The organism is Shewanella sp. AC91-MNA-CIBAN-0169 (genome assembly GCF_040310165.1).
In the GTDB taxonomy this organism is placed as follows: Bacteria; Pseudomonadota; Gammaproteobacteria; order Enterobacterales; family Shewanellaceae; genus Shewanella.
This window is the reverse complement of record NZ_JBEOPM010000018.1, coordinates 14,779-28,012: the sequence shown is the minus strand read 5'-3', so window position 1 is coordinate 28,012 and position 13,234 is coordinate 14,779. Positions and strand designations below refer to the sequence as shown.

Annotated in this window: 13 protein-coding genes and 1 pseudogene; 7 read left to right on the top strand and 7 right to left on the bottom strand. The window is 40.4% G+C overall.

The genetic code is table 11. The features are described 5' to 3' along the window. Positions 1-11: 11 nt before the first annotated feature. Positions 12-650: pseudogene (locus AAEY98_RS15330) on the top strand (SulP family inorganic anion transporter). A 390-nt stretch (positions 651-1,040) separates the two neighbouring features. Here AAEY98_RS15330 and AAEY98_RS15325 read toward each other — a convergent pair. Continuing rightward, complete coding sequence (locus tag AAEY98_RS15325; RefSeq protein ID WP_351017986.1) at positions 1,041-1,958, bottom strand: bifunctional methionine sulfoxide reductase B/A protein; 918 nt, start codon at positions 1,956-1,958, stop codon at positions 1,041-1,043. Between the two features lie 162 nt (positions 1,959-2,120). On the opposite strand from AAEY98_RS15325, the gene AAEY98_RS15320 reads away from it, so the two are divergent. Together AAEY98_RS15320 and ylqF are read left to right on the top strand one after the other, a co-directional pair. Continuing rightward, positions 2,121-2,960: an isopenicillin N synthase family dioxygenase gene (locus tag AAEY98_RS15320; RefSeq protein ID WP_162023386.1), complete on the top strand. Its 840-nt coding sequence runs from the start codon at positions 2,121-2,123 to the stop codon at positions 2,958-2,960. Between the two features lie 130 nt (positions 2,961-3,090). After that, the gene (gene ylqF / locus AAEY98_RS15315) at positions 3,091-4,032 is read left to right on the top strand and encodes a ribosome biogenesis GTPase YlqF (protein ID WP_101086803.1); all 942 of its coding nucleotides are present in this window, start codon (positions 3,091-3,093) and stop codon (positions 4,030-4,032) included. Positions 4,033-4,214: 182 nt separating this feature from the next. Here ylqF and AAEY98_RS15310 read toward each other — a convergent pair whose 3' ends face one another. Continuing rightward, positions 4,215-4,700, bottom strand: coding sequence for a low molecular weight protein-tyrosine-phosphatase (locus AAEY98_RS15310; RefSeq protein ID WP_351017983.1), 486 nt, complete (start codon positions 4,698-4,700; stop codon positions 4,215-4,217). A 166-nt stretch (positions 4,701-4,866) separates the two neighbouring features. Next, positions 4,867-5,715, bottom strand: a complete 849-nt coding sequence (locus AAEY98_RS15305) for a DNA ligase (protein WP_351017980.1) — start codon at positions 5,713-5,715, stop codon at positions 4,867-4,869. A 400-nt stretch (positions 5,716-6,115) separates the two neighbouring features. Here AAEY98_RS15305 and AAEY98_RS15300 point away from each other — a divergent pair, with 400 nt between their 5' ends. Beyond that, positions 6,116-6,487 carry a diacylglycerol kinase gene (locus tag AAEY98_RS15300; protein ID WP_101086801.1) on the top strand — a complete coding sequence of 124 codons (372 nt, stop codon included), beginning with the start codon at positions 6,116-6,118 and terminating at the stop codon, positions 6,485-6,487. A gap of 17 nt (positions 6,488-6,504) precedes the next feature. Here the strand turns inward: AAEY98_RS15300 and hdfR are convergent, their stop codons facing one another. Beyond that, positions 6,505-7,359, bottom strand: coding sequence for an HTH-type transcriptional regulator HdfR (gene hdfR, locus AAEY98_RS15295; RefSeq protein WP_350997075.1), 855 nt, complete (start codon positions 7,357-7,359; stop codon positions 6,505-6,507). A 108-nt stretch (positions 7,360-7,467) separates the two neighbouring features. On the opposite strand from hdfR, the gene AAEY98_RS15290 reads away from it, so the two are divergent. From AAEY98_RS15290 to AAEY98_RS15280, 3 genes are all read left to right on the top strand, one after another. After that, a complete protein-coding gene (locus AAEY98_RS15290) occupies positions 7,468-7,896 on the top strand; it encodes a MaoP family protein (RefSeq protein WP_351017977.1) in 429 nt (142 codons plus the stop codon). A 447-nt stretch (positions 7,897-8,343) separates the two neighbouring features. Beyond that, a complete protein-coding gene (locus AAEY98_RS15285; protein ID WP_101086798.1) occupies positions 8,344-9,255 on the top strand; it encodes a porin family protein in 912 nt (303 codons plus the stop codon). 152 nt (positions 9,256-9,407) lie between these two features. Next, a complete protein-coding gene (locus AAEY98_RS15280; protein ID WP_162023391.1) occupies positions 9,408-10,433 on the top strand; it encodes a GGDEF domain-containing protein in 1,026 nt (341 codons plus the stop codon). A gap of 99 nt (positions 10,434-10,532) precedes the next feature. Here the strand turns inward: AAEY98_RS15280 and bioD are convergent, their stop codons facing one another. From bioD to AAEY98_RS15265, 3 genes are read right to left on the bottom strand one after another with little or no spacing between them, the layout of a single operon-like run. Beyond that, positions 10,533-11,240, bottom strand: a complete 708-nt coding sequence (gene bioD / locus AAEY98_RS15275; protein WP_351018071.1) for a dethiobiotin synthase — start codon at positions 11,238-11,240, stop codon at positions 10,533-10,535. Between the two features lie 7 nt (positions 11,241-11,247). Then, positions 11,248-12,009 carry a methyltransferase domain-containing protein gene (locus AAEY98_RS15270; protein ID WP_351017973.1) on the bottom strand — a complete coding sequence of 254 codons (762 nt, stop codon included), beginning with the start codon at positions 12,007-12,009 and terminating at the stop codon, positions 11,248-11,250. A 20-nt stretch (positions 12,010-12,029) separates the two neighbouring features. After that, a complete protein-coding gene (locus tag AAEY98_RS15265; protein WP_351017970.1) occupies positions 12,030-13,229 on the bottom strand; it encodes an aminotransferase class I/II-fold pyridoxal phosphate-dependent enzyme in 1,200 nt (399 codons plus the stop codon). Positions 13,230-13,234 lie beyond the last annotated feature (5 nt).

Sequence of the window (13,234 nt, the reverse complement as noted above, 5' to 3'; positions counted from 1 at the left end):
CAAGTAGTAAAATCGATATTTTATCTGGATTAACCGTGATACTCGCCCTTATCCCTGAAGCTGTTGCCTTTGCGTTCGTCGCCCATGTTGAACCCATGGTAGGACTATACGCTGCCTTCATTATGGGTTTAATCACCGCATTAATTGGCGGGCGACCAGGTATGATTTCCGGCGCTACAGGTGCTATGACAGTAGTCATGGTGTCATTAGTGATTGAACACGGTGTAGCGGCATTTACCGATCTGGCTTTTGCTGTGTTTGTTGGTGTTATCGTATCTGCTTTGGTGTTTGCATGGCAACATGCAAAACACATCGACGTAGAGATAAGTGAAGACACAAATGGCTGGAAAATATATCGCTTAAATGGGCCATTATTCTTTGGCTCAATGGCTAATTTCCTTGAATTATTTGATGCTGAAAATAATAACTAAGATGTGATTATTGATTTTCAAAATTCACGAGTGGCAGATCATTCAGCGTTAGAGGCTATCGATACCTTAGCTGAACGTTATGTGGTTGCGGGGAAACGTCTGCCTTTACGTCACTTAAGCCAAGATTTTAAAGCGTTACTGCATAAAGCATGGGACTTGATTGAAGTTAATCTTATCGAAGTTCCCCACTACAAAGTGGCCGACGATAAATTAGACTAAACGGACATAATACCAATTCCAATAATTATCTAGTCATTCAGCGGGAGTTCTGCTCCTTCTAGACAAGTAATAGGATTGTAGACATAGTTGTTCTCGGCAACAGCTCCTGCGTTGATCTATCTCCTGCGTCCTTGCAGTCGTACGTCAATAAGCTGCATAGAAGGTGCAGAAACCCGCCCTGCGGGAGCTACTCAGGCTTTCCAGTTCTTTGTTGCATTGTTTTACAAGGGAACAACCATTCTTTCGACAATGCGCCTCAAACTGGAAAACCTGAGAGGCTCTGATTGAGCACATAATTAATGGAATTGATATAAAAAAAGGGGTGATTGAATATTCAATCACCCCTTTTTTTATTATGCTTGGCACTAATACAAGAGCAAAAATTTTAGTTTACACTTTACGCTTATCTGCAAATTGACTCATGACTTTATCAAATTTAGGCTTAACCACTAATTGGCAATAAGGTTGTTCACCATGCTTTGCAAAGTAGTCATCATGATAATTTTCAGCAGGATAAAATGTGTCAAACGCACTGATTTCGGTCACTATCGGCCTAGGCCAAAGTTGTTGTTCAGTTAACGCATGAATAAATCGGTTTGCAGCATCTACTTGTTCACTATTATGGGCAAAAATAGCTGAACGATACTGTGGCCCTTTATCATTACCCTGTTGATTAAGTGTGGTCGGATCGTGGCTTTCAAATAGTACGCTAAGTAAGGTGTCAAATTGAATAACCGCAGGGTCAAATTCAATATGAACCACTTCTGCATGAGCTGTTTTACCAGAACATACTGCGTCATAATTTGCATCTTTTGCTTCACCGCCACAATAACCTGATTTAACACTGTGCACGCCATTAAGTTGAGCAAAAATAGCCTCAACACACCAAAAGCACCCAGCGCCAAAAGTGGCCTTTTGGTAAGAAGCTACCGCCGAACTTGATTGCGCTAACTCATCACGGGATTTAAAAATCATCGATACTGAATTAACACAATGACGAACATTATTATCCGTTAAATGCTCGCCTTCAAACACATGACCTAAATGACCGCCACATTGTGCACAGGTGATTTCGGTTCGATGACCATCAGCATCAGGAGTATGTTCTACTGCGCCCTCGATTTCATCATCAAATGCAGGCCAGCCACAATGTGCATTAAATTTATGTTCACTGTTATAAAGAGGTGCATGGCACTTTTTACATAAATAAACGCCTTGCGCATCATGATCAACATATTCACCGCTGAAAGGCCGTTCTGTACCTTTTTGTTCAATTACATATTTTTCAAATTCGGTTAAATTATTCATTGTCGGCTCTCATTGAGTTGTTTGTCGCAAATATTAACAAAGGATACGTGAGATCCGCAGCATCAGTTCAACCAATACAACATGAAGACACGCAAAGAATTGCGACAAAGTGTGACTAAGGTTACCATTAGCAGTGGGTCAACACACTAATAAGAAAATATAATGAAACTAAATACAATTGATTACTTAGCACCAGATAGCGCTGAGCGCTTTGTTGAATCGCTTCAACAAACAGGTTTTGGGGTACTATCGAATCACCCTATTCAAAAGCAACTTGTCGAAGACATTTATAAAGAGTGGTACAACTTTTTCCAATCTGAACAAAAACATGACTTTTTGTTCAAGTCAGAAACACACGATGGATTTTTTCCTGCATCGATTTCTGAAACAGCCAAAGGTAACAATGTAAAAGATATCAAAGAATATTATCATGTGTATCCTTGGGGCCGTATTCCTGATTCACTTAGATCCAATATTCTTGCATATTATGAACATGCCAACACCCTAGCTGCGGAATTACTCAGTTGGATTGAAAAATATACACCTGCAGATGTTGCGGCAAAATATACGATTCCACTACCAGACATGATTGCACAAAGCCAACAAACCTTGTTGCGGATTTTACATTATCCACCAATGAAAGGTGATGAAGAAATGGGCGCTATCCGCGCTGCAGCGCATGAGGACATTAACCTCATCACTATATTACCTGCAGCAAATGAACCTGGATTACAAGTGAAAACCAAAACCGGTGAATGGATTGACGTACCTAGCGATTTTGGCAGCATCATTATTAACATCGGTGACATGTTGCAAGAAGCATCGGGTGGCTATTTCCCTTCGACATCACATAGGGTAATCAACCCTGAAGGGGCAGACAAAACCAAATCACGGATTTCATTACCGCTGTTTTTGCATCCGAATCCAGAAGTCGTGTTATCAGAGCGTTATACCGCTGACAGCTATTTACAGGAAAGATTACGTGAATTAGGCGTTATTTAAGCATTAATGCTTCATTTAGCAATGATACTAAGCGCCTTCGGGCGCTTTTTTTATGCATTTAATCTGCTAACGAGGTAGAATATCACTTTTGTATTTATTGTATTTACTCTCCGGTTTATAAGGCAACATCATGGCAATTCAGTGGTATCCAGGACACATGCACAAAGCACGTAAAGAGATCGAGGAGGCAATGCCTCAAGTGGATCTCGTTATTGAAGTGCTCGATGCACGTATCCCATACAGCAGTGAAAATCCGATGGTGTCACAACTACGTGGTGATAAACCCTGCATTAAATTACTGAATAAATCTGATTTAGCCGATCCTAAGGTTACCGCCCAATGGATTGAATACCTAGAACGTGAACAAGGCGTTCAGGCATCAGCAATCACAAGTTTACAACCCAGTATGGTAAAAAGTATTCCTGATCTTTGCCGTAAACTGGTGCCACACCGTGACATTATGGAAAAAGACATCCGCACCATGATCATGGGTATTCCTAATGTTGGTAAATCTACAATTATTAATACCTTAGCGGGTCGCACTATAGCCAAAACAGGTAATGAACCTGCAGTCACAAGACGTCAGCAACGTATTAACTTACGTAACGGAATCGTACTATCGGATACTCCGGGTATTTTATGGCCAAAGGTGGACAATGAAGCCAGTAGCTATCGCCTTGCTGTCACTGGTGCAATTAAAGATACCGCTATGGAATACGAAGATGTGGCAATGTTTGCTGCTGGCTATTTCCTTAAAGCCTATCCCGACGAAATTTGCGAACGTTATAAGCTTCAATCGCTACCCGCCAGCGATATCGAATTACTCGAAGCTATCAGTCGTTCCCGCGGAGCACTTCGCCCTGGCGCACGAGTTGATTACCATAAAGTATCTGAACTCTTACTACATGAATACCGCTCAGGGAAAATCGGACTATTAAGCCTTGAAACTCCAGCGATGGCTGAAATAGAAAAAGAGGAAGTTGCACGTAAATTAGCTGAGAAAGAACTCATTAAACAGCAGAAAATAGAGCAAGAGAAACTTAAACGCTCCGGTAAACGTTATAACGATTAAGCCGAACAAAGTCTAGGTCGTCAACATCAATGCCGGCCTAGCACTTATTATTCAGAGTGAACTGCCATGCTTAAGTAGTCTGAATGAAGTAACCATGCTTAAGTAGCCTGAATTAAGTAACCATAATTAATTAACCTAGATAAGTAGCCTTAGTTAAATATCCTTAGTTAATTGATTATATTTCAACGTTTAGCTAACTTAATCGCCAATGCCATTAAACTGGCCTCAAGCAAATCGATAACCATCTCAAATCCTCGCTCACCACCATAATATGGGTCAGGCACTTCTTCGACTAACGAATCACCATAGCTTAATATCAACTGTAATTTATATCGTAAATGGACAGGACACCTTTGTTTCAAATCAGCTAAATTGGCAAAGTCTGCCGCTAAAATCAAATCAAATCGTTCAAAATCAGCGTCGATAACCTGCCGAGCTTTCATTCCTGAAAAATCAAGTCCGTGCTTGTTGCCAGCAATAATACTGCGACTATCTGGAACATGCCCTTGATGATAAGCAATAGTCCCTGCAGAATCGATATCAAGTTGAAGCGAGTGACGTTTCATTTGTTGCCTAAACACTGCCTCTGCAGTCGGCGAACGGCAAATATTGCCCATACAGACAAACAACACCGAGCGAACATTTAAAAGATATTTATCATCGATCATTGATAACCGCCATTATCTCCAGTTTTATACCATCACTTAATTATGTTGCCTATGCCTTAACCGAAGTTAGGATCATTACCCATTGTAGTTCTACATTTAGTTCTACATTTAGTTTTACCATTATTATTTAATAATACACCACGCAACATGTCAGCAAGTTTGAGCGTTATTGTGATGGCCTTTGGCGTAGAAAAGTAGCAAATCTTGGTGTCCCTTTTTGAGTTAAGCCTAAATATTGATAAGTAATTATCGAACCAACTAAAGGTGGATTTTCTCGTTGTTTATCGCTTAAACCACTGCCTATATTAAACACGATCCCTGCAGGTGTTTTTACGATTAACGCACCTAGCTTACCTCTATATTTACCTTTACCTTCTGTATGACCGATCACTACAGCTTCAGCGTCATATTTGGGTTTGAGCTTAACAATATACTCACTGCGGCCGACAGCATAATGCGCTTGCTGATAATGTAACATCAATCCTTCACCGCCAGCATTAACGACGGAATCAAGCAGTGTAAACAAAGCTTCCGTTGAAACCACTGGCCCCTGCTTAATGACCTGTAAATGTATGGAGGCCGTTTGTTCTGCCAACATTTTCATCGCTAAGTAGCGTTCAATAAAAGAGCCTGAATGCCGCGGTAAATCAAACATCATAAACTTAACTTCCTGCCACTCTTTATCAGGTACTTGCTGACGTCGAACCAATGCTGAAATATCTTCGAAACGGTTATGACCTAACCAAAGTTCACCATCAATGGCAGTATCAGGAAAACCAAGGGTAAACGACGCAGGTAATGCCACTTTTCGGCCACTGCGAGTCAGCATGTTACTGCCATCCCAGTAGCCTCGAACACCATCAAGCTTCTCGCTGACTAAGTATTCAGTGACGTCGATATCTTGTTGATATTTTGTTGCCAACTGAATAGGAGGTATTGATAACACTTCACTCTTTATCGTAAAACAATGCAGTGAACTAATGACCAAAATAAAAAGATACGGTAGCTTACGCATATGCAATCCTTGCTAAAAGTTAAATCCATTTAGTGTTTTTTCATTTTCGTTCAAAAGTTTATTTCAATGCCTCAAGTGTTTACTGTATTGGGCATCAAGTCACTTCCGAGCAATACCGTTCAAAACACTGTTATAACACCTGCCATTCGTGACGAAAGACTTACGCCTGTTTAAAATGATTATCTGTAATGTTAAGTGAGCGTAGTACAAACAGAAGAATTATCCATTCATTGGTCGGGCTTATCTTGATATAAATCGATGCATGATGAGGGCCGATATCAGCACAAAAATAAATATTTTCTCTGCTCTACAGCACATCATAAGACCGAAATAACTGCTGGATGCATATGAACAGAATGTTACAATCTACGGAATTAACATCAAAAAGATAATGAGCAAAATGAAACCAGAGAACAATCATGGTCTAAAACGCGTATTTCGAGCGACAGGATTTTCAATGCTAGGGCTAAAGTCAGCGTGGAAAAATGAAGCGGCATTCAGACAAGAAACCGTGCTTGCTTGCCTAATGCTACCTATTGCACTACTACTCAATATCAGTAGTACTGATCGTATTTTGCTTATCATGACGGTGTTAATTGTATTGATTGTAGAATTGTTGAACTCCGCTATTGAAGCGGTAGTTGATAGGATTGGTGATGAGATCCATCCACTCAGTGGTCAGGCAAAAGACATTGCTTCTGCAGCAGTCTTTATCAGTTTAGTATTATGTGCCATCACTTGGGGCATCGTTATTTGGCCATTACTGTTTTAATAACAGCCAGACGAATATCATTCAGTGTGCTTAGCGGTAGTCAAAATTGAAATGGCTTGTTCAATATAAGCAAGTCTTTCATTTTCAGCCCAATAAGCAGCATACACATGCCGATGGATACATTTTGCATCATCGACAACATACAGAGTCCCGTTATCTAAATAAGGCTGTATGAGTGCTTCAGGCAAAAATGCACATCCACCGTTATTAAGTATAAAGTCCAACGCCATACGAGCAGAACTTGTATGTAATACCGGCAAAGGTAACATGGTAAAATCCTGAGCATGAGTGATATTAAAGGCAGTGCCCCAATCTACTTTTATATAAGGTAAAGTAGGTGTTTGAGTAAGCTTAACGCCTGCTTGTTTGCAGACTAAATACAATTTTACTTCAGCAAGCTTTACTAATATAACGCCATCAAGCTTTGGAGGATCAAACGTAATCGCAATATCTAAGGTTCGTTCAATAAGTTGACGAGTCATTACTGCTGCAGGTAACACATCCGTTCTTAAAGCCACTCCTTCCAAGCCTAAATGTAATGGCTGTAAAAAACCTTGTAAAAAAGCATCCCAAATATTATCGCCAGCCGACAACGCTAACTGAGCACTGTGCTGTTGATTTAAAATAATATCTTGTTTTGCTCTTTCCCAGGCGTTAAGCACGGCCTCAGCATGGCCGAGCATTCTTTCACCTGCCGGAGTTGGTTGAATGTTGTTACGTAAGCGTTCAAATAACTCTATACCCAGAATATTTTCTAATTGCTTTATCCTAAAACTGACAGCACTTCGAGTGAGGTATAGATTTTCAGCCGCTTTACCAAAGTGTCGAGTACGGGACACTTCTAAGAATGTTTTTAATAAATCTGTATCCATAAAAATTCTTTACCATTAAGGACAAAATATTTTGATTTAAAAAATGATAATACTAGCCAATACTCCAGTTGCAAATCTTTATATCTCATAATCTAGAAGGTATTAGCCATGTCTCAGCAATCATTTATCAATGCAAAACAAGGTATTGATGCTAACACCAATGGTCATAGTAACTGTTTTCAATCTACTAAACGCTTCTATGATGACGTGAATTTCCCAAAAGGATTTAAACGTTGTGGTGATTTTACCAATAAGGAAGCTGAGTTGCTTGAACAACACGGTCAAGCAATGAAAAATTTAGCCGATGGCTCGCAGTTACCTTGTCATGTTGACGAAGACCAATTTGTTAACGTTTTACAGGGTAAAAAACCTGCAACAACACCAATGGAGCTATTGTGGTCTAAATATTGTCGTCTAGCAAAAGGCAAACCATTTTATGCTGTTGTTGGGACAATTCACGCGCCAGCAAGCTCTAAAGTTGAAATTGAATTTGACGATGTAGAAGAAGATGCTTCTGACACCGATGAGTCAGAATAAACTATCTTTCAACGGCTAAAGTCGCCACATTAAACATATAACATATTTGTTACATTAGTCGTAAAAGTAGAGTCAACATCCTGCTCTACTTTTCTTGTTCTGTCACATTTTTGTCACCCACCGCCGCTACGCCAATGCTCTGGCGCCTTTATCCGTGTTGACTTTTCGCTAGAACGGTTGTTTTTACACCGTTGAGTTCAAGCTATTAACGAAAACTTGATTTAGCGCAATAATTCTATACAAATACTTCACATTTAGTAGCAAGGTGCTAGTATATGCACTGAACAGTTTGTCGTTTTTATTTTAACTTAATGTTTATGGCTGCGCATTTTGATAATCCTTATTTGGGATATCAGCGCTGAATAGGTTAGGTATTAAATTCGACAAAAGCATCATATGAAGACGCATATCCTGTGATATAGAAAAAATAATAAATGCGGAGTTTCAATGATAAGATCTTTTATTTGTATAGTGTTGTTGATATTAGGTACTCGAACTGCTGCGGCAGAAACGGAACTATCAACTAACAACTCAACAGTTACCGATAAATATACCCTTGATATCGGTATGTTTTATGCTAATTCAGATTCAAACTTCATCGCTACAAACCCTAAAACAGGCGGAACATTCCCGGTAGACTTTGAAGATGAACTGCTACTTGCTGAAGAGCAATACTTACCCTACTTTGAATTCACATTCTCTTTTAACCAACGCCATAGTATTTATATTGATTGGAAGTCGTTGGATCGCAAAGCAGACACTGAAACGGTATCAGAAGATTTTATTCTTGAAGATATTGATGGAAAAGACTACCTGATTGAAACTGGCGCCAAACTGAATACCGAACTCAATATTGATATTCTGCGAATTGGCTATGGTTATGACATATGGCAAGGAACTCACTACGCTGTTGGAGTATCCGTTGGTATACATACCATGTTTATCGAAACCGCTTTTAAAGGCACTATCGGTATTTGCGTGCCAGACTCAACCTTAACCAGTTTATGCAACGATGCAGTAGCAACACCTGAAGTGATAGACGATACTCTAACGGCGCCTCTACCAGACATTGGCCTTTACGGCTCTTACGAATTTTATCCTGGTTGGACATTTGATGCTCACGCCCAATATTTTGCTATCAAATATGATGATGTAGATGGATCACTTATCGATATCCGTTTAGGTGTTGAAGCTAAGGTTTGCGATAATTGGTCATTAAAACTGGCTTACAACTATTATGATGTTGATGTCACAATCGAAAAAACACGTAATGTCGGTAATATTGAACAGCGTACTTTTGATTACAATATAAACTACAGCTTTACTGGCCCAATGTTTGCTGTCTCTTACGTTTTTTAATATGATTCAAGTCACTAAAAAAGCATCTTCGGATGCTTTTTTGTTATTTGTATCACTATAATATCATGGTACAAACTCTGCCATTATTGTTATATTTACTTCAATTGTAGATTTTTTAAAGTCTTTCCTTAGCCCGGATCATGAGGCACTTAATGTCGAACACTCTACTGCAAACCGCTGCAGCCAATTTGAAAAAAGCTGTTCCGTTAATGTTAAAATATAGAATACCCACAACACCAACAAACTACGCGCTTTGGTATGCTTACGTGGGTGAACAAAACCCGTTACTTAATCAAGAGTTAGATACTGCAGTAAAACAAAATCAAACCTGTTCACCAGTGACCAGCGAATTGTTATATCGTAAACATGTGGCTGATCCAGTTGAGCTAGATGTGCGCGACATGCGTAAGAACCTTGATGCTATGGTATGTGAGTTATCTCAGTCACTCAAAGATACTAATTTGGACACTGAGACATTTCAAAATCAAATTGATAAAGATTTTAAAAAATTAAGCGATCTTGAAAACAAAGGTTTCTCTCTCGAGCAAGTGATTGGTATTATTAGAAATATCGTTAAAGAATCTTCCAGCATCCGTTCTAGTACCGTGAGTTTTACCGAACAACTCCAAAAAGCTCAATCAGAGATTGATACTCTCAAAACTCGTTTAGCTGAATCTGAAAAAGACATGCTATTTGACGCCCTAACCAATGTGTTAAATCGCCGTGCATTTAACACTGACATTGAAGCGCAAATAAGCTCAGCCCCTGCGGGTACCTGCATGATTTTAATTGATATTGATCACTTTAAAACCTTCAACGATAATTTTGGTCATCAACTTGGTGATTTAGTCCTAAAAACCGTTGCGAAACGGATCCAAGAAGCCTGCCGTGACGGAATTAAATTGTACCGTTTTGGTGGTGAAGAGTTCGCCATTATTGTGCCAAGTAGTCAGTTTAGAGTTGCTAGACAATTAGCTGAAGGCATTCGCAGAGCGCTCGAAAAACTCAGTGTCAAAGACAGACGCAGTGACAAGGTTATTGATTCGATAACCGCATCTTTTGGTGTTGCTGAATGGAAACCTAAGCAAAATGTATCGCAATTAATTGAAGCAACCGATAAGTTACTGTACGAAGCAAAACGCTTAGGTCGTAATAGAGTGATGCCAATCGCAAACTAATCATTCTGGTAATATCAATTGATTGATCGCCCGCTTTTGCCTGCTCATACTGAAAAGCTAACTGCGGGCAAAGTTGGGCTTAATATTTTCGACTACGAATTATTTCGGTAATTGCAGATAACTCGCGGCATGTTCAGCTGTTGCATTGGCTAAATGAGGCACATAACCTAAAAATGGTCCCTGCATCATCTGCTGTAAACTGTTGAGGTTATCATCAATAAAAGCCATATCAGGGTCCACTTGATTAGCAACCCACCCCGCTATCGACAATCCGTCGGCCAACACAGCCTCTTGAGTTAATAACGCATGGTTTAAACAGCCTAGTTTCATGCCTACAACTAAAATAACCTCAACCTGAGATGTTGCCTGTTGACCTTGAACCAGCTGAATTTGTTGTAGCTTGGCGTGCAATAATTTAACAGTCTCAGATAAATATTCACCATTACCTAGTGGTAAACGCCAGCCACCAGCACCTTCTATCAAGGCAAAATCTGCATCTAACATCGCGGGATGGTACATAGTATCAAGTACACGTTGAGCCGTTAATGTTTGATTAGTTTGTTTGGCGGCAATGTGCGGCGCTATAGCGGGTTCAAAACAAATAGGATTCACCACTTGATACGGTAAATCCATATTCGACTGAGCTATTAGCATTAAGGCATCACTGTTGCGTAAGCCCGCGTCGGTGGATATACATCCTGATGCTATCGGTTTAAAGCCACATTTATGGCCTTGAGCCTTGGATAATAATGCAGCCGAAACTAAGGTTTTACCGCTGTCGGTATCGGTTCCTGTCACAAAGTACAACATCGTTTCAACCTCGCTTGGCGCGGATATACGCAATTTGATAAGTTAATGGCAAGCCTTTATCGGTACGCATTGTTTCTGCAAGTACGATGCGTTGCTGCCATTGTTGCTTTGTGAGTGGCTGATGTTGTGTTGCATTGTTTTCGTCTTGTTGAGCAAACGACGCACCCACCCCCTTTATTGAGTACAGCAAGCTGCGCAAATCATCAAAATACACGCTAATACTCTCAACATGGATATCAATGCTGTGCCAATCATCCACAGTCGTATGAGATGCACTCAATGCGGCATTAAGTGCCGATACGGAATAAAATGGGTTAACTCTAAAGCCTAATGTTTGTAATTCAGCCAAACTGCCATCAACAACTACACTAAGATGACACTCACCATTTTGTCGCAATACTCGATGAAACTCAGCAAATGCTTGTGGTAACGTTTGGCACCATTGCAAGGCTAAATTGGAATAGATACTGTCAATGGAAGCACTCTGTAATCCAAGCGCCTGTGCGTCGCTGCATATCGGTAAATAATCAGGGTGTTGTTTGGTTAATTGCTTAAGCATGCCATGAGCGATATCAACCGCAAAGACCTGCTTAACATCAAAGGCATGAAAACTCGTACCAGGACCGGCACCCACATCAAGTAAGGTGCCAAATAGATGCGCATTGTCTAATAATTGCTTAGCGGTAATACGTTGTAATACATCATGTTGCTTGTAATGAGATGCGGCGATTGAAAATTTGCTTGCCACTGGATTATCTAACGTCATGAGAGTCTCATTGATACGATTTATTTAGCCACTGTTTGTGGCGCTAATGCACCTAGCTTTGCGTCAGTATCACTATATTGGTGAATAAGCTGAGTTAAAGTGCTCACAAGTGATTGAATATCAGAAGCTTTATGCTGTGCATTTAAAGTAATCCGCAAACGCGCCTGACCTTTTGGCACGGTTGGTGAACGAATAGCACCAACTAAAAAACCTTGTTGTTTTAACTGCTGCGCAATAGCGATAACCTGATGATTATCACCGATCATAATCGGTTGAATTGCGGTAGTAGAAGACGTAATACTCAATTTATTTACTAATGCGAGTTGCCTAAACAATGCAATATTAGCCGTTAATTGTTCCAATAATTCTGGGTGAGTTTGTTGCCAATTAATTGCCGCTAATGCTAATTGAGCATTGGCTGGCGATAAAGCGGTTGAGTAAATATACTCACGACACGTCGCAACCAAGTAATCAATCACTTCTGTGGAAGCTAAAATAGCGGCGCCTTGGCAGCCTAGCGCCTTACCAAAGGTGACGACTTGAATATCGACATTATCGGCATTAACAAACGAGCTTGGTAATACCCCAAAACCATGGGCATCATCGACAATGAGCCAGCAGCCATGTTGCTTACATAAATCCGATAGCTCAACAATGGGGGCTATGTCGCCGTCCATACTGAATACGCTCTCGGTAACCACTGCGGTATTGGGATTTCGTTCAATAATGCGTGCAGCGCTATTGATTTCGTTATGCAAAAATCGGCTAATTTTGCTGCCGCTGTCTTTTAAACCGTCAATGACAGAGGCATGCACCAATTTATCAGCAATGACCGTATCATCGGGGTTAAACAAGGTTTTCATTAACGCGCTATTGGCACTAAAGCCTGAACTAAACAGCATACAAGCTTGGTGACCGGTAATCTCACATAAACCTTGTTCCAGCGCCACATGGGCTTGGCTATAACCACTTACAAGCGGTGATGCCCCACTGCCCACACCATATACTGTTGCACCGTCGTAAAGTGCTTGTGCTAACGCTGGTTCATGGGCTAAACCCAAATAATCATTATGACTAAAATCAATCAATACTGACTGTTGCGACGTTGCTGCCACATGTCGCTGGCGTAAAAGACCTGCTGCGTTTAGTTCAGCAAGCTTTTCACTTATCCTTAAAGCTATTGGGTGTTTCCCAATCGCAGGCAGGCCTAATGACGTCATGCTAA